The 26,800-nt window shown below is 62.9% G+C and carries 19 protein-coding genes and 2 tRNA genes; 6 read left to right on the top strand and 15 right to left on the bottom strand.

Annotated features, from left to right (window positions below):
* The first annotated feature begins 86 nt into the window (after nucleotides 1–86).
* Nucleotides 87–1,247 (top strand): glycerophosphodiester phosphodiesterase, encoded by a 1,161-nt coding sequence (gene glpQ, locus LCW13_RS02680; RefSeq protein ID WP_225347527.1) that lies wholly within the window; start codon nucleotides 87–89, stop codon nucleotides 1,245–1,247.
* 144 nt (nucleotides 1,248–1,391) lie between these two features.
* On the opposite strand, the gene LCW13_RS02675 is transcribed toward glpQ, so the two are convergent.
* The 10 genes from LCW13_RS02675 to sdhC all read right to left on the bottom strand — a co-directional run bounded on the left by LCW13_RS02675 (nucleotide 1,392) and on the right by sdhC (nucleotide 13,985).
* Nucleotides 1,392–1,934, bottom strand: a complete 543-nt coding sequence (locus LCW13_RS02675; RefSeq protein WP_107335512.1) for a DUF302 domain-containing protein — start codon at nucleotides 1,932–1,934, stop codon at nucleotides 1,392–1,394.
* A 298-nt stretch (nucleotides 1,935–2,232) separates the two neighbouring features.
* Nucleotides 2,233–3,105, bottom strand: coding sequence for a succinate--CoA ligase subunit alpha (gene sucD / locus LCW13_RS02670; RefSeq protein ID WP_043333998.1), 873 nt, complete (start codon nucleotides 3,103–3,105; stop codon nucleotides 2,233–2,235).
* A complete protein-coding gene (sucC, locus tag LCW13_RS02665) occupies nucleotides 3,105–4,271 on the bottom strand; it encodes an ADP-forming succinate--CoA ligase subunit beta (protein ID WP_043333999.1) in 1,167 nt (388 codons plus the stop codon). Before sucC ends, sucD begins: the two co-directional genes overlap by 1 nt.
* 108 nt (nucleotides 4,272–4,379) lie before the next feature.
* A complete protein-coding gene (gene lpdA, locus LCW13_RS02660) occupies nucleotides 4,380–5,819 on the bottom strand; it encodes a dihydrolipoyl dehydrogenase (protein ID WP_166019835.1) in 1,440 nt (479 codons plus the stop codon).
* Between the two features lie 113 nt (nucleotides 5,820–5,932).
* Nucleotides 5,933–7,513: a 2-oxoglutarate dehydrogenase complex dihydrolipoyllysine-residue succinyltransferase gene (gene odhB, locus LCW13_RS02655; protein WP_225347526.1), complete on the bottom strand. Its 1,581-nt coding sequence runs from the start codon at nucleotides 7,511–7,513 to the stop codon at nucleotides 5,933–5,935.
* 51 nt (nucleotides 7,514–7,564) lie between these two features.
* Nucleotides 7,565–10,399: a 2-oxoglutarate dehydrogenase E1 component gene (locus LCW13_RS02650; protein ID WP_054555372.1), complete on the bottom strand. Its 2,835-nt coding sequence runs from the start codon at nucleotides 10,397–10,399 to the stop codon at nucleotides 7,565–7,567.
* Nucleotides 10,400–10,626: 227 nt separating this feature from the next.
* Entirely contained in the window at nucleotides 10,627–11,331 is a 705-nt protein-coding gene (locus LCW13_RS02645; protein WP_043333105.1) for a succinate dehydrogenase iron-sulfur subunit, read from the bottom strand.
* Between the two features lie 159 nt (nucleotides 11,332–11,490).
* A complete protein-coding gene (sdhA, locus tag LCW13_RS02640; protein WP_043333106.1) occupies nucleotides 11,491–13,263 on the bottom strand; it encodes a succinate dehydrogenase flavoprotein subunit in 1,773 nt (590 codons plus the stop codon).
* 3 nt (nucleotides 13,264–13,266) lie between these two features.
* Complete coding sequence (gene sdhD / locus LCW13_RS02635; protein ID WP_043333107.1) at nucleotides 13,267–13,614, bottom strand: succinate dehydrogenase, hydrophobic membrane anchor protein; 348 nt, start codon at nucleotides 13,612–13,614, stop codon at nucleotides 13,267–13,269.
* The gene (gene sdhC, locus LCW13_RS02630; protein ID WP_043333108.1) at nucleotides 13,608–13,985 is read right to left on the bottom strand and encodes a succinate dehydrogenase, cytochrome b556 subunit; all 378 of its coding nucleotides are present in this window, start codon (nucleotides 13,983–13,985) and stop codon (nucleotides 13,608–13,610) included. The genes sdhD and sdhC overlap by 7 nt, the downstream gene beginning before the upstream one ends.
* Before the next feature lie 391 nt (nucleotides 13,986–14,376).
* Here sdhC and gltA point away from each other — a divergent pair, with 391 nt between their 5' ends.
* Nucleotides 14,377–15,663, top strand: coding sequence for a citrate synthase (gene gltA, locus LCW13_RS02625; RefSeq protein ID WP_043333109.1), 1,287 nt, complete (start codon nucleotides 14,377–14,379; stop codon nucleotides 15,661–15,663).
* A 277-nt stretch (nucleotides 15,664–15,940) separates the two neighbouring features.
* Nucleotides 15,941–16,828 (top strand): NAD(P)-dependent oxidoreductase, encoded by an 888-nt coding sequence (locus LCW13_RS02620; RefSeq protein WP_225347525.1) that lies wholly within the window; start codon nucleotides 15,941–15,943, stop codon nucleotides 16,826–16,828.
* Nucleotides 16,829–17,358: 530 nt separating this feature from the next.
* Here LCW13_RS02620 and LCW13_RS02615 read toward each other — a convergent pair.
* The 3 genes from LCW13_RS02615 to gltX form a co-directional block, all read right to left on the bottom strand.
* A tRNA-Glu gene (locus LCW13_RS02615) sits at nucleotides 17,359–17,434 on the bottom strand.
* A gap of 18 nt (nucleotides 17,435–17,452) precedes the next feature.
* Nucleotides 17,453–17,528 (bottom strand) — tRNA-Ala (locus tag LCW13_RS02610).
* 215 nt (nucleotides 17,529–17,743) lie between these two features.
* Nucleotides 17,744–19,219: a glutamate--tRNA ligase gene (gltX, locus tag LCW13_RS02605; RefSeq protein ID WP_043333111.1), complete on the bottom strand. Its 1,476-nt coding sequence runs from the start codon at nucleotides 19,217–19,219 to the stop codon at nucleotides 17,744–17,746.
* A gap of 257 nt (nucleotides 19,220–19,476) precedes the next feature.
* Between gltX and cydD the strand changes: the two genes are divergently transcribed.
* The 3 genes from cydD to LCW13_RS02590 are packed head-to-tail and all read left to right on the top strand — an operon-like array spanning nucleotide 19,477 to nucleotide 24,024.
* Entirely contained in the window at nucleotides 19,477–21,315 is a 1,839-nt protein-coding gene (cydD, locus tag LCW13_RS02600) for a thiol reductant ABC exporter subunit CydD (protein ID WP_225347524.1), read from the top strand.
* Nucleotides 21,312–23,174 carry a thiol reductant ABC exporter subunit CydC gene (cydC, locus tag LCW13_RS02595; RefSeq protein ID WP_225347523.1) on the top strand — a complete coding sequence of 621 codons (1,863 nt, stop codon included), beginning with the start codon at nucleotides 21,312–21,314 and terminating at the stop codon, nucleotides 23,172–23,174. The genes cydD and cydC overlap by 4 nt, the downstream gene beginning before the upstream one ends.
* Before the next feature lie 37 nt (nucleotides 23,175–23,211).
* Complete coding sequence (locus LCW13_RS02590) at nucleotides 23,212–24,024, top strand: SDR family NAD(P)-dependent oxidoreductase (RefSeq protein ID WP_225347522.1); 813 nt, start codon at nucleotides 23,212–23,214, stop codon at nucleotides 24,022–24,024.
* Nucleotides 24,025–24,043: 19 nt separating this feature from the next.
* Here LCW13_RS02590 and LCW13_RS02585 read toward each other — a convergent pair whose 3' ends face one another.
* Nucleotides 24,044–24,943, bottom strand: a complete 900-nt coding sequence (locus LCW13_RS02585; RefSeq protein ID WP_043333112.1) for a LysR family transcriptional regulator — start codon at nucleotides 24,941–24,943, stop codon at nucleotides 24,044–24,046.
* 441 nt (nucleotides 24,944–25,384) lie between these two features.
* Nucleotides 25,385–26,446, bottom strand: a complete 1,062-nt coding sequence (gene corA / locus LCW13_RS02580; protein WP_084589333.1) for a magnesium/cobalt transporter CorA — start codon at nucleotides 26,444–26,446, stop codon at nucleotides 25,385–25,387.
* Between the last annotated feature and the right edge of the window lie 354 nt (nucleotides 26,447–26,800).

The raw sequence follows: 26,800 nt of genomic DNA, 5'->3' as shown, positions 1-26,800 counted from the left end.
CATCGCCATATGAATAAGACTTTGTTATGTTGGCAGGCGGCTTTATTGAACGACCATACAATAACCACAGCTCAAGGTGATCTCACATGCCGCATCCTTCCCAGCGTCACCCGACTTCCGCCCGCATTCGCCGCCCGCTGGCCATGATGGGCGTGGTCGGCTCGCTGCTGGCCACCTCGACCTCAGCGGCACTCGCTGATGACAGGCCCCTGCGCAGCATCGACCCCGGCCATGGCACCGACAAGGTCGTGGTCGCCCACCGGGGTGCCTCGGGCTACCTGCCGGAGCACACCCTCGCGGCCAAGGCGATGGCCTATGCCCAGGGCGCCGACTTCCTCGAGCAGGACGTGGTGATGAGCAAGGATGACCAGCTGGTGGTGCTGCACGACCGCTTCCTGGACCGTGTGACCAATGTCGCCGAGGTCTTCCCCGAGCGTGCGCGTGATGATGGCCGCTACTACGCCATCGACTTCACGCTGGACGAGCTGCGCAAGCTGTCGTTCAGCGAGGGCTTCACCGTCAAGGATGGCGAGCAGGTCGCCGACTACCCTGAGCGCTTCCCGCTGGGCAAGTCGCACTTCGGCCTGCACACCCTGAGCGAAGAGATCGAGATGATCCAGGGCCTGAATCACTCCACCGGACGCGATGTCGGCCTGTATGTGGAGATCAAGGCGCCCTGGTTCCACCAGTCGGAAGGCAAGCAGGTCTCGCGAGCCGTGCTCGAGACCCTCAAGCACTACGGCTACGTCGCGCAGGATGACAATGCCGTCGTGCAGGTCTTCGATCCCAATGGCCTCAAGCGCATCCACGACACGCTGCAGCCCGAACTGGAGATGGACCTGCGTCTGGTGCAGCTGATGGGCGAGACCAGCTGGGACATGACCTTCCAGCCGGATGCGGCTGGCAAGCTTGAGCCCTACGACTATGACTGGATGTATCAGGAGGGCGGCATGCAGCGCATCGCCACCTACGCCGATGGCATCGGGCCGTGGAAGCCGATGGTGATCGAGGACAGCTCGACTCGGGACGACATCAAGGTCACGCCGCTGGTCGAGAAAGCCCATGCGCAGGGCATGATCGTGATGCCCTACACCTTCCGCCTCGATGAAGGCCGCATCCCGGACTGGGCCAGCGATTACGACGACATGCTGCGCGTCTTCTTCGTCGATGCCAGGGTCGATGGTGTCTTCACTGACTACCCGGACCGCGCCGTACAGTGGCTGAAGCAGCACGGTGATGCTCTGTAAGCAGCCCTTCAAGACAGGCAGTCCTTGGCAGGGGAACATCAAAAAGCCGGACTCCGTGAGGAGTCCGGCTTTCTCGTCCTGCCTGATCGTCAGCGCTCGCTGTCAGTTCACGATATCAGCATCGACACGTGATGAGCGCTGCCTTCATTGACCCGCCGCTTCGGCGGCCAGCCCCTTGAGCAGCCCGGCAATCTTGTCCAGCGGCAGCTTGCAGTCGCCCAGATCATGACGATTGGCCATGTACTGCGGGTCATTCCACTCGATCACGCTGCCACCCTCCACGGCGCGAATCAGCATCTTCTGCGGCAGGTCCAGGGCGGCCGCCCCGTTGCACTGCATCAACAGGGTGCCCACCTTGGGATTGCCGAAGATGACGGTATGCGTCGCGGGCAGCTCCATGCCGACCTTCTCGGCACCCGCCTCATGATCGATGACGCTGAACAGCGTCAGCCCCTTGGCCTTGAGCGCCGTCTCGAGACGCGCCTGGACGGAGGCGACATCATCACGACTGGTCACCGACTCGATGCCCTTGGCAGGCACCTGCATGCTCGCTGAAGCTTCAGGGGCGGAGGCTGCCGCCGCGCCGGAATCTGCACTGGCAGACAGCGGCATGCCAGCAGCCAACGGCAGGGACAGCAACGCCAGCAGGCGCGCGGAGCGCGTAAGGGCGGGGAATGACTTGAGCATGGAACATCCTTATCAGTGAGTCGTGTTGCGCCGTGGGGCATCTGCACGTGTCGCTTGGTCAGGTGCCAATGAACAGTCATCAGATTAGCAACTGCTTGATATGAACGCACCTGCCCCGCCTGCATCAGCCGAAACACCTCTCCCCTCGCCTGCGCCACCGGCCGCAGGTAACCCCGCCGGCATGCACTAGAGAGAGACTGGTGAGGGCCAGAAACGAAAAAAGGGCAGGCCCTATGGGCCTGCCCTTTCGGTGACATGCGATCCGCTTGGCGCCGATCGCTGTCAGGAGATCAATGGCTTACCAGCCAGTGACTTCCTTGATGGCATCGCCGATCTGCGCGAGTGAACGCACAGTCTTGACGCCAGCCGCTTCCAGAGCCGCGAACTTCTCGTCGGCAGTACCCTTGCCGCCGGAGATGATGGCGCCTGCATGGCCCATGCGCTTGCCCGGAGGCGCAGTCACACCAGCGATGTAGGAGACGACCGGCTTGGTGACGTTCGCCTTGATGTAGGCAGCGGCTTCTTCTTCAGCAGAACCGCCGATCTCGCCGATCATGACGATGGCTTCGGTCTTCGGGTCCTTCTCGAACATCTCGAGGATGTCGATGAAGTTGGAACCCGGAATCGGGTCGCCGCCGATGCCGACACAGCTGGACTGACCGAAACCGTGGTCAGTGGTCTGCTTGACGGCTTCGTAGGTCAGGGTGCCGGAACGAGACACGATACCGACCTTGCCCGGCTGGTGGATGTGACCCGGCATGATACCGATCTTGCACTCACCCGGAGTGATGACACCCGGGCAGTTCGGACCGATGACGCGCGCGCCCAGCTCGTCGCACTTGACCTTGACTTCCAGCATGTCGAGAGTCGGCACGCCTTCGGTGATGCAGACGATCAGCTTGATGCCTGCATTGGCCGCTTCAAGGATGGAATCCTTGCAGAACGGTGCCGGCACGTAGATGACGGACGCTTCAGCGCCAGTCTCGGCAACGGCTTCGGCGACGGTGTTGAACACCGGCAGGCCCAGGTGAGTCTGACCACCCTTGCCCGGCGTCACGCCACCGACCATCTTGGTGCCGTAGGCGATGGCTTGTTCAGAGTGGAAGGTACCCTGGCCGCCAGTGAAGCCCTGGCAGATCACCTTGGTGTTCTTGTCGATCAAAATGCTCATTACTTGCCCTCCGCAGCTTTGACAACCTGCTGCGCCGCGTCAGTCAGGCTGGTAGCAGCGATGATGTTCAGACCGCTTTCGGCCAGCTTCTTGGCGCCGAGTTCAGCGTTGTTACCTTCCAGACGCACCACGACCGGCACGTTGACACCGACCTGCTCGACGGCACCGATGATGCCTTCGGCGATCATGTCACAACGCACGATGCCGCCGAAGATGTTCACCAGAACAGCTTTGACGTTGTCGTCGGACAGGATGATCTTGAATGCTTCTGCAACGCGTTCCTTGGTAGCACCGCCACCCACGTCGAGGAAGTTGGCCGGCTTGCCGCCAGACAGGTTGACGATGTCCATGGTGCCCATCGCCAGGCCTGCGCCGTTGACCATGCAGCCGATGTTGCCGTCGAGGGCAACGTAGTTCAGTTCGAACTTGGCAGCATGCGCTTCACGCTCGTCTTCCTGAGACGGATCGTGCATCGCCTGCAGGTCCGGGTGACGGTAGACGGCGTTGGCGTCGATGTTGATCTTGCCGTCGAGGCAGTGGAGGTTGCCTTCGTCGGTGATGACCAGCGGGTTGATTTCCAGCAGCGCGAAATCCTTGTCGGCGAACATCTTCGCCAGACCCAGGAAGATCTTGGTGAACTGCTTGATCTGGGTCGGGTTCAGACCCAGCTTGAAGGCCAGTTCACGCGCCTGGTACGGCTGTGCGCCGACCAGCGGATCGATCTCGGCTTTCAGGATCTTTTCCGGCGTCTCTTCAGCAACCTTCTCGATTTCCACGCCGCCTTCGGTGGAAGCCATGAAGACGATGCGACGAGTGGTGCGGTCAACGACGGCGCCCAGGTACAGCTCTTCGGCGATGTCGGTGCAGTTCTCGACGAGAATCTTGGTGACCGGCTGACCGTTTTCGTCAGTCTGGTAGGTCACCAGGTTCTTGCCCAGCCACTGGGTCGCGAAGTCGGAAGCGGCTTGTGCGCTGTCGACCAGCTTGACGCCGCCAGCCTTGCCGCGGCCACCTGCGTGGACCTGTGCCTTGACGACCCACTTGTCGCCGCCAATCTTCTTGCACGCTTCAGCAGCGTCTTCCGGGGTGTCAACGGCAAAGCCCTTGGACACCGGCAGGCCATAGTCGGCAAAAAGTTGTTTTGCCTGATATTCGTGAAGGTTCATCGTGTCATGCCATTGGTTGCATTAGACTCGAACGGCAGTCGCAAGATGCCACTGCCACCGTTCGCCCCGGCCTGGCCGGGGCGACGCGCCTCTTGTTCGGAAGGACGCTTACTTGCGCTTCTTGCGGTTTGCGATGTGAATCGCATGCCCGTCAACGGCCAGCGCGGCTTCGTGCACGGCTTCCGACAGTGTCGGGTGAGCCGTGCAGATCAGTGCGAGGTCTTCGGCGCTTGCGCCGAACTCGAGGGCAGTCACACCCTGTGCGATCAGCTCACCGGCATGCTGGCCGATGATGTGAACGCCCAGGACGCGATCAGTCTCAGCGTCGGCAATGATCTTGGCCAGACCTTCAGTGGCATTGTTGGCCATGGCACGACCGCTTGCCGCGAACGGGAAGCTGCCGGTCTTGACTTCGATGCCTTCGGACTTGGCTTGCTGTTCGGTCTTGCCGACCCACGCCACTTCCGGGAAGGTGTAGATGATGCTCGGGATGGCGTCGTAGTTCATCTCGGCCTTGTGGCCGGCAATGATGTCGGCAACCATCACGCCCTCTTCAGAGGCCTTGTGCGCCAGCATCGGGCCACGCACCACGTCGCCGATGGCGTAGACGCCCGGCACGCTGGTCGCGCACTGGTCGTCGACGTGGATGAAGCCACGCTCGTCCAGATTGATGCCCACATCGCTGTCGAGCAGGCTCTGGGTGTACGGACGACGGCCGACCGCGACGATGATCTTGTCGAAGGTCTGTTCCTGTTCGCCGTTGGCGTCGGTGTACTTGACGACGACTTCGCTGTCCTTGATGTCGGAACCGGTCACACGGGCGCCGAGCTTGATGTCCAGACCCTGCTTCTTGAGCAGCTTCTGGGCTTCCTTGGCGACGGCCGCATCGACCATCGGCAGGAAGCTGTCGACCGCTTCCAGCACGGTGACTTCAGAACCGCAACGGCTCCACACGCTACCGAGCTCGAGGCCGATGACACCGGCACCGATGACACCCAGACGCTTCGGCGCTTCGTCGAACTCGAGCGCGCCGGTGGAATCGACGATCAGACCTTCGGTCAGCGGCGTCGGCGGAATCTCGACCGGCACGGAACCGGACGCGATGACGATGTTCTCGGCTTCGTAGGTCGTCTTGCCACCGTCGTGATCGGTCACTTCGACCTGCTTGTTCGGCAGCACCTTGCCGGTACCTTCCAGCGCGGTGACACCGTTGGCCTTGAACAGACCGGAGATACCGCCGGTCAGGTTCTTCACGATCTGCGCCTTGCGCTCGATCATCTTGGCCACGTCGATCTCGACGCCGTCGGCCTTGATGCCCAGTTCGGCGAATTCATCACGCGCTTCGACGTACTTGTGCGAGGTTTCCAGCAATGCCTTGGACGGAATGCAGCCGACGTTCAGGCAGGTACCGCCGTGAACGACCTTGCCTTCCTTGTTGACCCACTTCTCGACGCAGGCGGTCTTCAGACCCAGCTGAGCAGCGCGGATAGCGGCAACATAGCCACCAGGGCCAGCGCCAATGACGATCACATCAAATTTATCGGCCATGTCTCTTCCTGTTGGTGCAGTTCGATTCGGGTTGGCAACCCGGCGAGTGGCAGTGCCACCCGCCGGGGCCGCTCACGCCCTCGAGATCCTCAAGGGCGTGAGACATTGCGGTCTCAGACGTCGAGCAGGAAACGAGCCGGATCTTCCAGCAGGTCCTTGATGGCGACGAGGAACTGGACTGCATCCTTGCCATCGATCATGCGGTGATCGTAGGACAGTGCCAGATACATCATCGGACGGATGACGACCTGACCGTTCACGGCCATCGGACGCTCCTGGATCTTGTGCATGCCCAGGATGGCGGTCTGCGGCGGATTCAGGATCGGGGTGGACATCAGGGAACCGAAGATGCCGCCGTTGGTGATCGTGAAGGTACCGCCCTGCATCTCATCGATGCCCAGCTTGCCGGCGCGGGCACGCTGACCGAAGTCGACGATGGTCTTTTCGACATCGGCGAGCTTCATGCTGTCGGTATCACGCAGCACCGGCACGACCAGACCGCGGTCGGAAGACACGGCCACACCGATGTCCTGGTAACCGTGGTAGACGATGTCGGTGCCGTCGATGGAGGCATTGACGTCCGGGAAGCGCTTGAGCGCTTCGGTGGCCGCCTTGACGAAGAAGCCCATGAAGCCGAGCTTGGTGTCGTGCACCTTCTGGAAGGTGTCCTTGTACTGCTTGCGCAGTTCCATCACCGCGCTCATGTCCACTTCGTTGTAAGTGGTGAGCATGGCGGCAGTCTGCTGGGCATTGACCAGACGCTTGGCGATGGTCTGACGCATGCGGCTCATCGGCACGCGCTTCTCGGGACGCTCGCCCTCGAAGGTCGGTGCAGACTTCGGCGCGGCCTTGGCATCAGACTTGGAAGCGCCGGACTTGGCAGCCGGCTTGGCAGCGGACTTGGCCGCAGTGCCTTCCTTGACGGCCTTGGCCACGTCTTCCTTCAGCACGCGACCGCCCTTGCCGGTACCGACCAGCTTGCTGACGTCCAGATCGTGCTCGGCGACCATCTTGCGTGCTGCCGGGGCGAGGATCTTGTCGCCGACCTTCTCGTCCTGACCTTCGTCAGAGCCGGAATTGTCGTCGCTTGCCTCAGCGGCCGGCGCGGCGCCACCGGAAGCACCAGCGCTGAACAGTGCCAGCACGGCTTCGGTCTCGCAGGTATCGCCTTCCTCGACCTTGATCTCGCTCAGGGCGCCGTCGGCCGGAGCCACGACTTCCAGCACGACCTTGTCGGTCTCGATCTCGACGATCAGCTCATCGCGCTCACAGGCTTCACCAACCTTCTTGTGCCAGGTGGCGACGGTGCCTTCGGCAACGGATTCCGGGAAGCTCGGCGCCTTGACTTCCAGCGTCTTGCCTTCGCCACCGGCGGCCGGCTTGCTGTCGGCCTTGGCGTCGTCCTTGCTCTCTTCAGCGGCGGAGTCGTCCTTGGCGTCAGAAGACGCAGCGGCGTCTGCATCACCGATGGAGCCCAGCACTTGCTCGGACTCGCAGGTGTCGCCTTCCTGAACCTTGATCTCGCCCAGGGTGCCGTCCTGCGGTGCGACGACTTCCAGCACGACCTTGTCGGTCTCGATCTCGACGATCAACTCGTCACGCTCGACGCTGTCGCCGGGCTGCTTGTGCCAGGTCGCCACAGTGCCTTCGGCGACGGATTCCGGAAAAGACGGCGCTTTGATATCGATAGCCATTGGAGTTCCTTAACTCAATTCTCTCTCGGTGCCCTTGCGGGTCGCGAGCCTTTACTTGTTGAAGGCGTCGTCGACCAGCTGGCGCTGCTGCTCGTTATGAACGGACATGTAGCCCGCGGCAGGTGCCGCAGAGGCCGGGCGTCCGGCGAAGTCCAGGCTCATGCCAAGCCCCTGACGGTGCTGCTCAGCGACCTGACGCATATGGTGCTGACTCTGATACCAGGCACCCTGGTTGAGCGGCTCTTCCTGGCACCACATCACCTGCTCGAGATTCTCGTAGTCGGCGATGGCGGCCTGGAGCTCTTCCTTCGGGAAGGGATAGAGCTGCTCGACACGGATGATGGCAACATCTTCACGGCCCTGCTCGGCGCGATAGGCGGCCAGGTCATAGTAGACCTTGCCCGCACACAGCACGACGCGCTTGACCTTGGAAGCTTCCAGGTTGCCCTTGTCGGACAGCACCATCTCGAAGCGGCCATCGGCCAGCTCGTCGAGGGTGGAAGTCGCTTCCTTGTGACGCAGCAGAGACTTGGGTGACAGCACGACCAGCGGCTTGCGCAGCGAGCGGATGACCTGACGACGCAGCAGATGGTAGATCTGCGCCGGCGTGGTCGGCATGCATACCTGCATGTTGTGCTCGGCACACAGCTGGAGGTAACGCTCGAGGCGTGCGGAGCTGTGCTCCGGGCCCTGACCCTCGTAGCCGTGCGGCAGCAGCATGGTCAGACCACACAGGCGGCCCCACTTGCTCTCGCCGGAGGAGATGAACTGGTCCATCACCACCTGGGCGCCGTTGGCGAAGTCACCGAACTGGGCTTCCCACACGACCAATGCCTTGGGCATGGTGGTGGCATAGCCATATTCAAAGGCCAGCACCGCTTCCTCGGAGAGGTAGGAGTCATGGATGGTGAAGGTCGCCTGACCATCCTTGATGTGCTGCAGCGGCACGTAGGTGTCGCCATCCTTCTGGTTGTGCACCACCGCGTGACGGTGGGAGAAGGTACCGCGACCCACGTCCTGACCGGTGATACGCACCGGATGGTCGGCATCGACCAGGGTGGCGTAGGCCAGTGTCTCGGCGAAGCCCCAGTTCAGCGGCATGCCACCGGCGGCCATCTTGCGACGGTCTTCGTAGATCTTGTTGACCTGACGCTGGACCGAGATGCCGTCCGGCACTTCGCACATCTTGTTTGCGAGGGCCTGCAGCTGCTTCATGTCCATCGAGGTATCGGCAACGCCGGTCCACTCGTGGCCCAGGTACGGCGTCCAATCGACGAACAGACCGGTGTTGGGTTGCTTCACCAGCGCATTGGCAACGTGGTTGCCGGCATCCAGGTCAGCACGGTACTGGTCGACCAGGTGCTTGGTCTCTTCCGCGCTGAGCACGCCTTCCTCGACCAGACGATCCGCATACTTCTCGCGGGCAGTCTTCTGGGACTTGATCTTGGCGTACATCAGCGGCTGGGTACCGGACGGCTCGTCGGCTTCGTTGTGACCGCGCTTGCGGTAACACACGAGGTCGAGCACGACGTCACGCTTGAACTGCTGACGGTAGTCGATGGCGACCTGAGCGGCGTGCAGCACGGCGTCCGGATCATCTCCATTGACGTGGATGATCGGCGCCTGAACCATCTTGGCGATGTCGGTGCAGTATTCAGTCGAGCGAGCGTCATCGGCACGCGAGGTGGTGAAGCCCACCTGGTTGTTGATGACGACATGCACGGTACCGCCCGTCTTGTAGGCACGGGTCTGCGACATCTGGAAGGTTTCCATGACCACGCCCTGACCGGCGAATGCCGCGTCACCGTGGATGGAGATCGGCAGTACGCTGTCGCCTTCGCTGTCTTCGCGACGGTCCTGACGGGCACGCACGGAGCCTTCCACCACCGGAGAGACGATTTCCAGGTGCGACGGGTTGAACGCCAGCGCCAGGTGGACTTCGCCGCCCGGGGTCATGACATTCGAGCTGAAGCCCTGGTGGTACTTCACGTCGCCGGAACCCTTGGCAATCTGCTTCTTGCCATCGAATTCCTCGATCAGCTCTGACGGGCTCTTGCCCAGCAGGTTGACCAGCAGGTTGAGACGGCCACGGTGGGCCATGCCGATCACGACTTCCTTGGTACCGTACTTGCCGCTGCGCTGGATCAGCTCATCCATCATCGGAATGAAGGATTCGCCGCCTTCCAGACCAAAGCGCTTGGTGCCCGGGTACTTGCTGGCGAGATAGCTCTCGAGGCCTTCGGCGGCGGTCAGACGTTCCAGCACGTGATGACGGACATCGCGTGAGAAGTTCGGCTTGGAACGTACGGACTCGAAACGCTGCTGCAGCCAGCGCTTCTCTTCCGTGTTGACGATGTGCATGAACTCGGCGCCGATGCTGCGGCAGTAGGTCTGCTCCAGCGCGGCGTGGATTTCCTTGAGCGGTGCAACATCCTTTCCGAGGAACAGCGAGCCGGTCTGGAACTCGACGTCCATGTCAGCGGCGGACAGCTGATGGAAGGACAGTTCGAGGTCCGGTACCGGTGCCGGCTTGCGCAGACCGAGGGGATCGATATCCGCCTTCTGGTGGCCACGGAAGCGGTAGGCGTTGATCAGCTGGAGAACACGAACCTGCTTCTTGTTCTCGCTGCTTTCGCCCGCAGAGACAGCCACCGGGCGGCGACTGTTGCGACCCATCTCGTAGAACTGATCACGGATCGGCGCTAGCGGAACATCCTGGGAGGGGCTGCCGTCATGACGCGGCAGAGTATCAAAGTAGTTGCGCCACTCGTCGGGAACCTCATTCGGGTCGACAAGATAACGCTCGTAGAGATCTTCTACGTAGTGGACATTCCCCCCGCTCATATGGGAAGTGCGCCACATCAACTCCATTGTGCCTTCTTGCATCTCTCGGTCACCCTGACTGATGGGGTGGGGTAGGCGCCTGACAAGCGCTGTCGGCGTCACTCGATTATGCCCTGTATGGCGAAACCATGGAGGCCTTCACCATCTGAGTCTTCTTTTATCGTCAAAAGCCGGTGCACAAGGCACCGGCTTCAGCAAGCTGTGCGCTGCGACAAGGTGTGACACCCTGCCGCAGCTGACGTGCATCATAGCAAGCTAAGGCGCGGCTTTTAAGTGGCGTTTGCCAGCAAAAGCTCACGAATCTTGCCGATGGCACGTGTCGGGTTCAGACCCTTGGGGCAAACCGCGACACAATTCATGATTCCGCGACAACGGAATACGGCAAACGGGTCGTCCAGCTCGCTCAAACGCTCCTTGGTGGCGGTGTCACGCGAGTCCGCCAGGAAGCGATAGGCCTGCAGCAGACCGCTCGGACCGACGAACTTGTCCGGGTTCCACCAGAAGGACGGGCAGGCAGTCGAGCAGCAGGCACACAGGATGCACTCGTAGAGACCGTCGAGCTTGTCACGGTCTTCCGGCGACTGCAGACGCTCGATGGCCGGCGCCGGCGTGTCGTTGAGCAGGTACGGCTGGATGCGCTCGTACTGCTTGTAGAAGATGCTCATGTCGACGACCAGGTCACGCACGACCGGCAGGCCCGGCAGCGGACGCAGCACCAGCTTGTTGTCCTTGACGACTTCGGACAGCGCGGTGACACAGGTCAGGCCGTTCTTGCCGTTCATGTTCATGCCGTCCGAACCGCAGACGCCTTCACGGCAGCTGCGACGATAGGCCAGCGAGCTGTCCTGTTCCTTGAGCATTTCCATCACGTTCAACACCATCAGGTCACGACCCTGGGTGTCGACCTGAAACTCCTGCATGTACGGCGCAGTATCGGTTTCAGGGTTGTAGCGGTATATGGATACCTGAAGCATGGTTTCCCCTCCGGGCAAACGGGTCAGGTGCGTGCGGTGACCTGCACGCACCTCGATCACGGCGAACTCAAGCGAGAGTGAACTCGAGCGAGTGCGAACTTGGTCTGAAGCAAGGCGCGGCGTCCCGACCGGGTCGCGACGCGCGCCTTGGGTTCAGACTCAGTAGGTACGAATCTTCGGCTCGAAACGCTCGACGGTCTTCGGCGCGAAGTTCACATCACGCTTGCCGACACGCTTCTCGTTCGGGAAGAACAGAGAATGCTTGAGCCAGTTCTCGTCATCACGGTCCGGGAAGTCGTAACGGGAGTGAGCACCACGGCTTTCCTTGCGGGTCAGGGCCGCAATGGCAGTGGCTTCCGCCACTTCCATCAGGTTGTCCAGCTCGAGAGCTTCGATACGCGCGGTATTGAAGACCTGAGACTTGTCGGACAGACCCGCCTTGGCGATACGCTCACGCAGATCGGACAGCTGCTTGACGCCCTCTTCCATCTTGTCTTCCTGACGGAAGACACCGAAGGAGTTCTGCATGATCTGCTGCAGTTCGCGCTTGAGTTCCGGCACGGACTCGCCGCTTTCGGACTCGTTCCAGCGGTTCAGGCGCACCAGGGCTGCATCGATGTCGCTCTGCGTCGGCTCGAGGTACTCGACACCTTCGTTGAGCGCGCTTTCGATGTACTTGCCCGCGGCGCGGCCGAAGACGACCAGATCCAGCAGCGAGTTGCCGCCCAGACGGTTGGCACCGTGAACCGACACACAGGCCACTTCACCCACGGCATAGAGGCCGTTGACGATGCGGTCGCTGCCGTCTTCGTTCTGTGCGATGGCCTGACCGTGCACGTTGGTGGCGATGCCACCCATCATGTAGTGGCAGGTCGGCACGACCGGGATCGGCGCGTTGGTCGGATCGACGTGCGCGAAGGTCTTGGACAGCTCGGAGATACCCGGCAGGCGCTTGTTCAGCACTTCCTCGCCCAGGTGATCCAGCTTCAGGAAGACGTGGTCGCCATTCTCGCCACAGCCACGGCCTTCGAGGATTTCCAGCACCATGGAGCGCGCGACGACGTCACGGCCCGCGAGGTCCTTGGCGTTCGGCGCATAACGCTCCATGAAGCGCTCGCCGTCCTTGTTGACCAGGTAGCCACCTTCACCGCGGCAACCTTCGGTGACCAGCACGCCCGCACCGTGGATCCCGGTCGGGTGGAACTGCCACATTTCCATGTCCTGGACCGGCAGGCCGGCACGCAGTGCCATGCCGATACCGTCGCCGGTGTTGATCAGGGCATTGGTGGTGGAGGCGTAGATACGGCCCGCACCGCCAGTGGCCAGAACGGTGGCCTTGGACTTCACGACCACGGTCTCGCCGGTCTCGATGCACAGGGCAATCACGCCGACGATATCGCCGTTGGCATTCTTGACCAGATCGATGGCGTACCACTCGTCGAGGAAGACGGTGCCGTTCTTCAGGTTGGCCTGATACAGAGTGTGCAGCAGGGCGTGACCGGTACGGTCAGCCGCGGCGCAGGTACGAGCCGCCTGGCCGCCCTTGCCGAAGTCCTTGGACTGGCCACCGAACGGACGCTGGTAGATGCGGCCGTTGTCGAAACGGGAGAACGGCAGACCCATGTGCTCAAGCTCGAAGACCGCTTTCGGGCCTTCGGTACACATATATTCCGCAGCGTCCTGATCAGCGATGTAATCGCCACCCTTGACGGTGTCATACATGTGCCAGCGCCAATCATCATTCGGATCAGCAGAAGCGATGGCACAGGTGATACCGCCCTGGGCAGAGACAGTATGCGAGCGGGTCGGGAAGACCTTGGACAGCACGGCGGTCTTCTTGCCGGACTGGGACAGTTCGAGACCGGCACGCAGGCCAGCGCCGCCGCCGCCGATGATGATCGCGTCGAATGTCAGGCTACGCATGGTGGACATGTATCAGGCTCCCCACAGGACTTGAACGCCCCAGACCAAGAAGATGAACAACGCAAGGATGACGAAGACCTGGAAACCGAAACGCAGTGCGGTCGGCTTCATGTAATCGGTCGCCACGGTCCACAGACCGATCCAGGCGTGTGCGGCAATCGAGATGAATGCCATCAGAGAGAAGATGCGCATCGCCGTGTTCTCGAACAGACCACTCCAGGTGGTGTAGTCGAGGTTCGGATGGAGCAGCAGGTAGCCGACCATGAACACGGAATAGACTGCCAGAATCACGGCAGAAACACGCTGCAGCACCCAGTCGGACAGACCGCTGCGGCTGAAATTGGTGATGTTGTTTACCATACCCAGACTCCCGCCAGGACCACGAGAACAGCACTGATCACGACAGTGACCTGCGCCTTGCGATTAGCACTTTCCAGTTCGACACCAATATCCATGTCCATCAGCAGGTGCTTGATGCCAGCCACGAAGTGGAAACCGAGGGCAGACAGCAGGCCCCAGGCCACGATCTTGGCCAGGAAATTGGTCGCCAGGGTGTCGCGCACTGCCTCGAACCCTTCCGGGGAGGACAGCGAGGCATCGAGTGCCCACAGCGCAAATACCAGGCCCACGAACAGAATCACGCCAGTAATACGGTGGGTGATTGAAGTCAGCGCAGGGAGAGGGAACTTTATCGTCGTCAGATCGAGATTTACGGGTCGTTTGCTATTCACGGCTCTTACACACTCTCTTGGCCCAACACGGACGCAAGCCCGCAGGGGCGGTGGTTTGAGGAAGGGTCTCGGGCGCAGGCCATCCACGGTACCGAGCCGAATTTCCCGCCAGTCGCGCGACGGTGGATTATAGGGGTTGGCCATTGGCATGACAAATGGCATGACGTCGCAGGGCCGCAACCACGGATTGCACAAAATGCAGTGAACAGGACGCGACCTGACGCCACGGGATACGTAAACGTCGGGGAACTGACGCACAGCAGCATGGCGCGCGTCTCTACGCCGTGTGGCGAATTGACAATCTTTCGCGGGCTTCTATAGTGGGCGGGATTGATGCAAGCCCGGCATGGCAAGCAAGTCAAAGAGTTACGCGAATAATGAGGAGGTCGGCATGACTGACAAGAAAGCGACATTGACAGTAGACGGTATCGACAAGAGCATCGAGTTCCCGGTCTATTCCGGCACGCTCGGCCAGGACGTCATCGACGTTCGCGGCCTGACCGCCGAAGGCATGTTCACCTACGACCCGGGCTTCGTCTCCACTGCCGCCTGCGAATCATCCATCACCTTCATCGATGGCCAGAAAGGCGTGCTGCTGCATCGCGGCTACCCCATCGACCAGCTGGCCAAGAGCTCCAACTACATCGAGCTGTGCTACCTGCTGCTGTTCGGAGAGCTGCCGAGCGACGAGGAATACGACAAGTTCGCCCAGCTGATCAGCAACCACACCATGGTGCATGAGCAGATCGTCAACTTCTTCAAGGGCTTCCGTCGCGACGCCCACCCGATGGCGATCCTGTGCGGCGTGGTCGGTGGCCTGGCCGCCTTCTATCACGACAACCTGAACATCACCAACGAGAAGGAACGCTACGTCAGCGCCGTGCGCCTGATCGCCAAGATGCCGACCCTGGCGGCCATGTGCCACAAGTACAACATCGGTCAGCCGTTCATGTACCCGCGCAATGACCTCTCCTACGGCGAGAACTTCCTGTACATGATGTTCGGCAACCCGTGCGAGGAGTACAAGATCAACCCGGTGTTCGCCAAGGCGATGGACACCATCTTCATGCTGCACGCCGACCACGAGCAGAACGCCTCGACCTCTACCGTGCGTCTGGCCGGCTCCACCGGGGCCAACCCGTTCGCCTGCATCAGCGCCGGCATCGCGGCACTGTGGGGCCCGGCACACGGCGGCGCCAATGAAGCCGTGCTGGCCATGCTCGACGAGATCGGTGAAGAGTCCGAGGAGAACATCCAGCGCTTCATCGACAAGGCCAAGGACAAGGAAGACCCGTTCAAGCTGATGGGCTTCGGTCACCGCGTCTATCGCAACTTCGATCCGCGCGCCAAGGTCATGAAAGAGACCTGCGACGAAGTGCTGGAGCAGCTGGGCATGGCAGACGACCCGCAGCTCAAGATCGCCAAGCGTCTGGAGCAGATCGCGCTGGAAGACGAGTACTTCATCGAGCGCAAGCTGTACCCGAATGTCGACTTCTACTCCGGCATCATCCTCAAGGCGATCGGCATCCCGACCAACATGTTCACGGTCATCTTCGCCATGTCGCGCACCATCGGCTGGATCTCCCACTGGAACGAGATGATCGCCGGCGGCCACCGTATCGGCCGTCCGCGTCAGCTCTACACCGGCCACCCGCAGCGCGACTATCCGGCCAAGTAATCCAGCACCAATTAACTCAGCACCAGGCAACCCGGCAACATCGGGTCATTCGCCTGCAGGACAGACCGCCTCTTCGGAGGCGGTTTTTTTTGGCCTGGCGCCTCTCAGCGCACAGCCTCCTGTCGAGACGCAAGCCACAAAGCCGCCCCATCCCCGCCCCGGACGTGCTAGCGTGCTGATGTACCGGCCTCGTCACGCCCTGTGTGCGCCGGCACGCCATGCGCCCCACCGAGAGCGGCGCAACCTCATTCCTGATTGATGGCAAGGAGCCCCCAGCATGTCAGACACACACACAACGCCACGTACCGCCGCCTTCATCGGACTCGGCGTCATGGGTTACCCCATGGCCGGCCATCTGAAACGCGCAGGCCTGGAGGTGCGGGTCTACAACCGCACACGTGCACGCGCCGAGCAGTGGAGCGAGGAGTACGGCGGCAGCCATCACGCCACCCCGCGAGAAGCCGCCGAAGGCGCCGATATCGTGCTGATGTGCGTGGGCAATGATGATGACGTGCGCAGCGTCACCTACGGCGACGACGGCGTGCTGGCCGGCATGGCGAGCGGCAGCCTGCTGGTGGACCACACCACCGCCAGTGCCGACCTGGCACGCGAGCTGGCCGCCGCCGCGGGCGAGGCCGACATCGGCTTCGTCGACGCACCGGTGTCCGGCGGCCAGCAAGGCGCCGTGAATGGCGTGCTGACCATCATGTGTGGCGGCAGCGAAGCGGATTACGCGCGTGCCGAGCCGGTGCTGACGCACTACGGCCGCATGGTGAAGCGCATCGGCGAGACCGGTGCCGGCCAGACCACAAAGATGGTCAACCAGATCTGCATTGCCGGGCTGGTGCAGGCGCTTTCCGAGGGCCTGCACTTCGCCGAGCAGGCCGGACTGGATCGTGAGGCGGTGATCGAGGTGATCTCCAAGGGCGCCGCCGGCTCCTGGCAGATGGAAAATCGTCACGCCACCATGATCAAGGACGAGTACGATCACGGCTTTGCCGTCGACTGGATGCGCAAGGACCTCGACATCTGTCTGGCGGAAGCACGCCGCATCGATGCCAGCCTGCCGGTGACCGCGCTGGTCGATCAGTTCTATGCCGACGTGCAGGCCATGGGCGGCAATCGCTGGGACACCTCATCGCTGCTCAAGCGCCTCTCCAGATGAAGCGGGTCTGAATACACGCGAGCGAGCTGAATCGCATCACACGGCCTCGCACTGAAAACGCCTCATTCCAACGCCATATGGACGCGGGAATGAGGCGTTTTTTCATGCCGCAGCGCAACATCCCAGACAGCAGCGGCGCTCATGATGTTTTTCCACACTACCTGTGGATAACCTCGTTGATAACCCCTAGACAAGCGCGGCGAACCAGCATGACAGCGGGCTTACCAACAGATTGCACAAAATTTAACCAGCGCATAAACCATTGATATAAAAGAAATTTTTCGTAACACGACGTAAGCGCCAGCCGCAGGGGCCGCACTTTGGGAAGAGATGCAGGGGGAGATGTGACAGCGCGCGAACAGTGGACAAGACACGGGGTCTGTCAAGGGCGACTTGGGGATAACATGCTTTTCTGCCGACACACAGGCTGTGCATAAGCCAGAATCAGGGACAAAAAAAACACACCCCGCAAGGTGTGCTTTTTTGTTGACTTCACGAGACCTGAAAGGTGACTCGAGATGTCTGAAGAGTGGCGTCCCATAGGGGGTTCGAACCCCTGTTACCGCCGTGAAAGGGCGGTGTCCTGGACCACTAGACGAATGGGACGCAGTCGCTTGAGAAACTTGGTGGAGCCTAGCGGGATCGAACCGCTGACCTCAACACTGCCAGTGTTGCGCTCTCCCAGCTGAGCTAAGGCCCCGTCTCTCAAGAACGAGGCGTATCTTACTGATAACCCTCTGGGTCGTCAACTTCTTTTTCACACAATTCTCATCGTGCTGCTGATCAGCACTGAAAGCGCTGTTCAGCGTCCCGCTGCAAGACATGGCCCCCATGACGACATACGTCACGGGGGCCATCATCTGCACATCGCAGACACCCTTGCAGGCCGCGATATTCTTGCAGGTCGCGATATTCTTACAGGTCGCGATATTCCTTCTCGAAGCGCTTGGCAGCCTTCTTGGAGACGCCACCCAGCACGGCCACGGCGTGACGCAGGCGCGCGCGCGTCATGTCGGAGCCCAGAATGACCATCGCGTCCATCACCGAGGTGGAGGTCGCCGAGCCGGTCACCGCCACGAACACCGGTGCCAGGAAGTCCTTCATCTTGAGCCCGAAGTGCTCGGAGAGCAGCTTCACTTCCGCCAGCAGGTGCTCCTTGTCCCAGCGGCTCACGGCTTCAAGCTTCCAGGTCAGGAACTGCATCTGACGCACCAGGTCTTCGCCTTCCAGCTTCGCCTTGGCGAAGTCGTCCGGCGTGATGGCCGGCAGACCGGAGAAGAAGTGGCCGGCCAGCGGAATCGCCTCGGACAGCGTCTCGATGCGCGGCTTCACTTCCGGCAGGATCTGCTTGACGTAGGACTCGTTGAAGGCCCACTGACGCAGCTCGCTCAGCAGCTCGTCCTCGGACAGATCGCGGATGTAGAGACCGTTCAGCCAGCTGAGCTTCTCGACATCGAATACCGGGCCACCCAGCGAGACACGCTGGATATCGAAGTGCTCCTGCATCTCGCTCAGGGTGAACTTCTCGCGCTCGTCCGGCATGGACCAGCCGAGACGGCCGAGATAGTTGATCACCGCCGCCGGCAGGTAACCCATGCGACGGTAGTAGAGGATCGACGTCGGGTTCTTGCGCTTGGACAGCTTGGTCTTGTCCGGGTTGCGCAGCAGCGGCATGTGGCACAGTTCCGGCATCTGCCAGCCGAAGTATTCATACAGCAGCTGATGCTTGGGCGCCGAGTTGATCCACTCCTCGCCACGCAGCACGTGGGTGATCTCCATCAGGTGATCATCCACCACGTTGGCCAGGTGGTAGGTCGGCATGCCATCGGACTTGAGCAGGATCTGCGCATCGACCTGGGCCCACTCGACCTCGATCTCGCCACGCAGCATGTCCTTGACCACACAGGTACCGCTTTCCGGCACGTTCATGCGGATGACGAAGGGCGCGCCCGCCGCTTCACGACGTGCCACTTCTTCTGCCGGCAGCGCGAGATCGGACGGCTTGAGCGCCATGTGCAGACCTTCGGCCTTGCGCGACTCGCGCAGCTCGTCCAGCTCTTCACTGGTGCGATAGCACTTGAAGGCATGGCCGGCATCGATCAGCTGCTGGCAGTGCCTGGCATAGATGTCGCCACGCTCACTCTGACGGTACGGGCCGTGCGGACCACCGACATCCGGGCCTTCGGCCCATTCGATGCCCAGCCAGCGCAGCGAGTCGAGGATCATCTGCTCGGATTCACCGGTGGAACGCGTCTGATCGGTATCCTCGATACGCAGAATGAACTCGCCACCGTGCTGACGAGCGAAGCACTGGTTGAACAGGGCGATGTAGGCGGTGCCGACGTGGGGATCACCAGTCGGCGACGGTGCGATGCGCGTACGAACGGTCATGTGGAGTCCAGTAGTTCGAGAAGAGAGGGCAACAAGCGTCTCGGCAATGACTGACTGCCGGGGCGTGAAATCACGCTGCTGTCTCAGCAGCAAGTGCTGGGGCATATTATACGCAAGGTGAAGATGTGCGACAGTGCGTCGCCGTGTACCAACGCTCTCTCGGCGGTAAGCTTGCGCCAGATGCGTCATTCTCTGCCTTGAGACGTGACGCCAGCGCCTCCCTGCAACTATCTCTGCCACCACCGGCAGGAGCATGAATGCCCCGAACTGCCGCTGCACCCGATGTTTCACCCTCCCCCACCGATGCCACTGCATCGGCAGAATTCGTGCCACGCCGCTGGCTGGAGACACTGGCACGTGCCGGTGGCCGCTGGCCCCAGCTCGCCATCCTGTGCGCCCTGCTCTCGACACTGGTGCTGCTCGCCCAGGCCTGGGCCATCGCCCGTCTGGCCCAGGGCGTGGCGATCGACCACGAAGGCCTGGCGACACTGTGGCCGGCCATCGCGGTGCTCGCCGCCAGTCTCTCGCTGCGCGGCGCGCTCACTGGCCTGCGTGGCTATGCCGGCACCCGCGCCAGCCAGCAGATCCGCCGTCGCCTGCGCGAGCGACTGTTGCAGCGCTTCGCCGAACTCGGCCCGCTGTGGGTGCGTCGCCAGCATCGTGCCAGTCTCGCCAACCGCGCCTGGGACCAGGTCGAGTCACTGCACGGCTACTACGCCGACTTCCGCCCGCAGACACGCCTCGCGGGGCTGATTCCGCTGATGCTGCTGTGCGTGGTGTTTCCGCTCAACTGGGCGGCCGGCCTGATTCTGGCCACCACCGCACCGCTGGTGCCGATCTTCATGATTCTGGTCGGCATCGCGGCGCGCAAGCGCTCGCAGGAGCAGTTCCGGGAGATGGACCGCATGGGCCGCCACTTCATGGACCTGCTCACCGGCCTCAAGACCCTGAAGCTGTTCGGCAGCGCCAGACGCGGCCCCCAGGTCGAGGCGGTCAGCCATGCCTTTCGCAAGCGCACCATGCGCGTGCTGCGCCTGGCCTTCCTGTCCTCCACGGTGTTGGAATTCTTCACCGCGGTGTCCATCGCGCTGCTGGCGGTCTACCTCGGCTTCCATTTCCTCGGCCATCTGCAATTCGGCACCTGGGGCGACTCACCGCTGACCCTGCAGACCGCACTCTTCATTCTGGTGCTGGCGCCCGAGTTCTATCAGCCGCTGCGCGAGCTGGGCGTGCACTATCACGCCAAGGCCGAGGCCGAGGCTGCCGCCAGTGACCTCGCCCCCATCGTCGGCAGTGCCCCCTTCACGCAAGAGGCCGAGGCTGGCGCACAGGCGCACAATGCCATCAGCGACCTGCCCGCGGTGCGCCCTCAGACCCGCAAGTTGCACTCGCTGATGCTGGAAGAGGTCTGTGTGCGCTATCCCAATCAGTGGAACCGCCAGACCAGCACACTGACTCCGCCGGCACTCGGCCCGCTGACCCTGCGGATCACCCAGGGCGAACGCGTCGCGCTGACCGGCGCCTCCGGTTCCGGCAAGTCGACGCTGCTCAATCTGCTGCTCGGCTTCGTCGAGGCCAGCGACGGCCTGCTGTATCTCAACGGCCATCCGCTGAGCCACGGCCTGCCGCCGGGCATGGCGACCTGGGTCGGTCAGGAGACGGTGGTCCTGTCCGGCACGCTGGCCGACAACCTGCGTCTGGCCAGGCCTCACGCCAGCGACGCACAGCTCGAAGCGGCGCTGGACAATGCCGACCTGCTTGACTGGTACCAGCACCTGCCGCGTGGGCTCGAGACGCGCCTTGGCGAGGGCGGTCAGGCGCTGTCCGGCGGTCAGGCACGCCGCCTGTCACTGGCCCGCGCCTTCTTGCATGACGCGCCACTGGTGCTGCTGGATGAACCCACCGCCAGCCTGGACGCCGACAGCGAAGCGCGCGTGATCGCCGCGCTCAAGCGTCTCGGCGAGGGCCGCACCCTGCTGCTGCTGACCCACCGACCCGAGCTGCTGACGCTATGCCAGCGCCTGATTCACCTGGACGATGGCCAGCTGGTGCAGGACCGCCCACTCCCCCTCGCGACGCCGCGAGGTGACGCATGAGCCGCGCCATCCGCAAACCCGCGCCTGATACGCCCGCAGCTGTCACGGCCAGCGAGCCAGCACTGGCCGTGTCGCACGCCGAACAGCGCCCACATCTTCGTGAACTGACGCCCTATCTGGCCCTGATGCGCGAGCATCGCGGCTGGCTGGGCATCGGTGCGCTGCTGGCGCTGATCACCCTGCTGGCCGCCACCGGTCTGCTGGCGCTGTCGGGCTGGTTTCTCTCCGCCACCGCCGTGGCCGGCTTGAGCGTCGCCGCCACCCAGGCCTTCAACTTCTTCACCCCGGCGGCAGGCGTGCGCGGTCTGGCGCTGGCGCGCACCGCCGGGCGCTATGGTGAGCGCGTCACCACCCACGAAGGCACGCTGCGCCTGCTGGCGAGCTTGCGCCGCCGCCTGTTCGAGGCCATCGAGCCACTCTCCCCCGCCGCCCTGCAGCATGCCGGCCAGGGAGAGTTGATGACGCGCCTGGGCGCGGATGTCGACGCCCTCGACAGCCTCTACGTACGCGTATTGATTCCCTCGCTGGTGGCGATCTGCGCCATCCTCGCCGCCGGCACGCTAATCGGCATCTTCGCGCCGACACTGGCGCTGGTGGCGGTGATCGGACTGGTACTGACCGGCGGACTGGTGCCGTGGCTGGCCTGGTGGCGCGGCAGCCGTGACGCCATGCGGCATCAGTCCTCGGCCAGCCGCCTGCGCGCGCGCCTGCTGGAGCGCCTGCAGGGACTGGGCGAGCTGGTGATCTATGGTCGCTGGAATGAAGAACTTGAGCGCCTGGCCGAGCAACAGGCCGAGCGGGACCGCATCGAGCGCGCCCAGGCACGCCGTCAGGCACTGGCCAGCTGGCTGAGCCACAGTCTGCTGGGGCTGACGCTGGCCGGGGTGGCGCTACTCGGCGTCATGCAGATGGCGCCATATGCGAACACCGACATGACGACGCCTTCTGGCGAGCTGCTCGATGGTCGCCTGCTGGCACTGTTCCTGCTGGCAGTGCTCGGCGCCTTCGAGGCGCTGGCGCCACTGCCGCTGGCCTGGCAGGGGCTCGGTCGCTGCCTGTCGGCGGCCGCGCGTCTCAACAGCGTGCAGGCCAATACGCCGGCGGCTCAGTTCCCCAGTGACTCCGAGGCTGCCACGCCGGTGGGTCATCCATTGGAGATCGAGCAGTTGAGCGTCACCCACGGCGACACGCCGGTGCTCACAGAGCTTTCCCTGACGCTGGCTGCCGGCGAGCATCTGGCACTGCTCGGCCCGTCCGGCAGCGGCAAGAGCACCCTGCTGGACGTGCTCAGTCGCTTCCATATTCCCAGCGCCGGACACATCACGCTGGGCGGCGTGGCGCTGGATTCACTCGATGAGGCCACGCTGCGCGCAAGCTTCGCGGTCTGCCCGCAGGACACGCATCTGTTCTGTGCCAGCTACGCCGACAACCTGCGCCTGGCCGCTCCCGAGGCCAGCGATGAAGCACTGACGCGCATGCTGGAAAGTCTTGGCCTCGGCGACTGGCTGGCCCGCCAGCCACAGGGACTGGCCGGCTTCCCGGATGAAGGGGGGCGCTCGTTGTCCGGTGGCCAGCTGCGCCGCTTCGGTGTGGCGCGCGCGCTGCTGTCACCGGCGCCGATCGTGCTGCTCGATGAGCCCTGCGAAGGACTGGACCGCACCAGCGCCGAGCAGGTGATGAGCGCGATTCTCGCCGCCTGCGAGGGCCGCAGCCTGATCATGATCACCCACCAGCCGCTGGGGCTGGAGCGCTTTGCGCGTCTGGCGCTGCTGGAAGCCGGCCGCCTGCAGGAAGACACCACCCCGACCACGCTGAGCCGCGATTCCCGTCTCGCCAGGCTGATGGAGCGCACTGCCTGACGACAGTCACATTCGGCCACTACAGAGGGAGACATGCATGGCAGACAGCAGACTGGAAGATCAGCCATTGGCGGCGGACACCTTCGCGCGCCTGCCACAGGGCTTCTGCGCACTGGTCACCGGTGCCAGCGGCGGGATCGGGCGGGCGCTGATCGCTGAGCTGCTCGCCCATCCCCACTGTGGAAAAGTGCTGGCGGTGAGTCGCGATGTCTCATGCCTTCCGGCACATCCCGAGCTCGAGACGCTGGAAGCCGACCTGACCACCGAGCAAGGCACCGCGCGCCTCGAGGAGTGGCTGGCACAGCAACTGGATGGCGAGAGCGAGACGGGACAGCCACCGGCGCTGATACTCAACGCGCTGGGCCTGCTACATGACGAGCGTGAGCAGCTATGGCCGGAGAAGCGCCTGGAGGATTTGAGCCTGGCGGCCCTGACGCGCCTGCACCAAGTCAACGCCTTCGCCCCGGCCCTGTTGCTGGGAATGCTGGCGCCACGTCTGCGCCGACGCACGCCGGTGATCTTCGCCTCGCTGTCGGCGCGGGTCGGCTCGATCTCCGACAACCGCAGCGGCGGCTGGTATGCCTATCGCGCCAGCAAGGCCAGCCACAACATGCTGCTCAAGACCGCCGCCATCGAGATCGCGCGCCGCAATCCCGAGGCGCTGCTGGTCGCGCTGCATCCCGGCACCACCGACACCGGCCTGTCGACGCCCTTCCAGGCCCGCGTGCCCGAGGGCAAACTTTTCACCACGGGCTTCGTGGCGCGCCGTCTGCTGCGCGTCGCCAGCGAGCTCCCGTCCACCGCCAGCGGCGGCTTCTACGACTGGGCCGGCCAGGCCATCGAGTGGTAACCCTCTCGGTAGAGGCGACTCAGAGCTGCAGATGCTCCTGGAACCACTCGGTGATGAAGTCGAGGTAGGCGCGGGTCTTGTCGGGCAGGTACTTGCGTGAGCGGAACAGCACCACCATCGAGCCATGCTCGTTCCAGTAGGGCTGCAGCAGCGGCACCAGCTCACCACTTTCCACTGCCGCGCGGGCCGAGAAGGTCGGCAGGTAGGCGAGACCGAAGCCGGCCTTGGCCGCCTCCACCACGCCGAGCAGATTGTTGATCACCAGCCGCGACTCCGGCTCCACATCGAAGGGCTGACCATTGAGCGTGAAGCGCCAATGGGCCCCCAGGTCGTAATTGCCATAGAAGATGGTATCGAAGGCGCGGATGTCCTGAGGCTGCACCGGCGGCGCATTGACGCGCGCCAGATAGTCCGGCGCCGCATACAGGCCATAGACCACCTTGCACAGCGGGCGCGAGACCATCGAGGAATCCGGCAGCGGCCCCATGCGAATCGCCAGATCCACCGACTCATCGATGGGCTCGAAGCGCTGGTCCTCGAGCAGAATCTCGACGCTGACATCCGGGTAGCGCCGCATGAAGGCGGTGGTCGGCGCGGCCAGATACATGAAGCCGAACGACACCTGCGCCGACACCTTGAGCTGGCCCATCGGCTGCGAGGTGACGGACTGCACGCGGGCCTCGGCGGATTCCAGCTCCTCGCGGATGCGCAGGCCGTGCTCGTAGTAGATGCGCCCCGCCTCGGTGAGATGCAGCTTGCGGGTCGAGCGATTGATCAGGCTGACGCCCAGCTGCTCTTCCAGTGCCGCCACCCGCTTGGACGCCAGCGACTTGGAAATTCCCAGTCGCCGTGCCGCCGCCGTGAAACTGGCCGCGCGCACGACCTCGACGAATACGCGCAGTGCATCAAGTGTCGCCATGTGTCTCCCTCACCCTCGCTGTGCAACCGCCATGGCCCCCTGAACACGGCCAGACAGCCCATCAATCTTCCAGGTTTCCAATATGGAAACCCTAGTTTTCGATTGTACGCGCTTATTCTCCAAAGCGCGGCACCCTATACTGTGCGCCACGAACATGCGGGAGCAGGCGCGCCGCGGCATCGGCCGCCTGCTTCCGGACTAGACCGACGACGGCCGGGCCTGCGTGGCGCAGCCCGACCGTCCAGGTTCGCGCTCAGGTAGTTGCACTGCTCATCCCACCGATTCCCGGTGACTGGTCTGCATGGCGACGCCCCCACGCGCGGTTTCGCTGTCGGCCCATCCCGGGCCTCGGTGGCGATCTTCAGTGTTGTAATGCAAGTTTCTTGTGCGCCTGGCCGTCTCACGACGCCAGGCGCTTTTTTTATGCCTGTCTTCAGTGACTTACAGCCACTTCTTCCACTTGAAGAACAGATAGGTCGAGAGCGCCGACACCCCCATCAGGCATAGCGCGAAGGGATAGCCCCAGTCCTCGTCCAGCTCCGGCATCCAGTGGAAGTTCATGCCGTAGATGCTGGCGATCAATGTCGGCGGCATGAAGACCACCGCCGCCACCGAGAAGATCTTGATGATGCGGCTCTGATCGAGGTTGGTGAAACCGATCGAGGCATCGAGCAGGAAGTTGACCTTGTCGAAGATGAAGGTGGTGTGCGGATTGAGCGAGTCGATGTCGCGCAGCATGTCGCGAATCTCCTGACGTCGCGACTTCTGGCGTGGCGCCGAAGGCAGATGGCGCGTCAGCTGACGCAGCAGGCGCTGACTGTCCAGCAGCGACTGGCGCACCTTGTCGTTGTAGCGCTCCTGCAACAGGATGCCGTGCAGGGTGTCCTCCAGCGCCTCGGGGTGCACCGCTTGCTTGCCCAGCGCCTCCAGTGCCCGGTAGATATCCTCGATCTCATCGGCCAGGTAATCGACCTTCATCGCCAACAGCGCCAACAGCACCTCCCAGCCATCCTCCGGACTCAGTCGCTGGCGACGCAGGTGATTGCGAAACAGCCGCAGCAGGCCGATATCCTCGTGGCGCATGCTGATCAGCTGGCGCCCATGCAGATGGAAGGCGACGTTGGCCGTCTGCGGCTCGCGCCCCTTGCGATGCGGAAACAGCGAGACGACGTGGATGCCATCGCCTTCCAGATAGAAGCGCGACGACGACTCGATCTCCTCCAGCTCCTCGACATCAGGCAGCTCCACCGTGAACTGCTCGCTCACCCAGCGCTTTTCCTGCTCATCCGGCTCACAGAGGTCGATCCACAGCACATCGCTACGCACCAGAATCGGCGGTGCCAGCTCGTCATCGGCCAGCAGCCCGGCATGCAGGGCAGCCGCCTCTTCTGCGCTATCCGCCAGGCGCGGCGGCGCATCGGGCTGGCCGGGCTGCGGGTCGGGCAACACGATATGTTCGCCGCGCAGGCGGCCATCATCGTGCAGTCGATAGAGTGTGATCATGATGACTTCCTCGAAAAGCCCCGCGGGTCGCGCCTGTGCACTGACTGATGACAATGACTGGCCGCAATGGCCAACCGTCTGAAAAGGCAGCGAAACCCGGGCACCTTGGCGGCGTGGGAATAGGATGTCGTCATTCTAAACGAGATGGCGCGCCAGCGGAGGCCGAGCGACGAGGCGTATCAGGCATGAGCGCGAGGCCGCGTGCGAGAGATCGCCCGCAGGAGTGATTGAGCGAGTGATCGTGCGAGAGAGCGAGCGAGTGATGGAGATAGCGCGCCAGAGCAGCGCTTGACGGCCAGACACGAAAAAAGGCGACCCGTGAGAGTCGCCCTAAGACCGTGACTAGCTTGATGA

Source organism: Cobetia amphilecti, assembly GCF_020217465.1.
Classification (GTDB): domain Bacteria; phylum Pseudomonadota; class Gammaproteobacteria; order Pseudomonadales; family Halomonadaceae; genus Cobetia; species Cobetia amphilecti.
The sequence above is the reverse complement of the archived record's forward strand: the minus strand, read 5'-3'. Positions and strand labels throughout refer to the sequence as shown.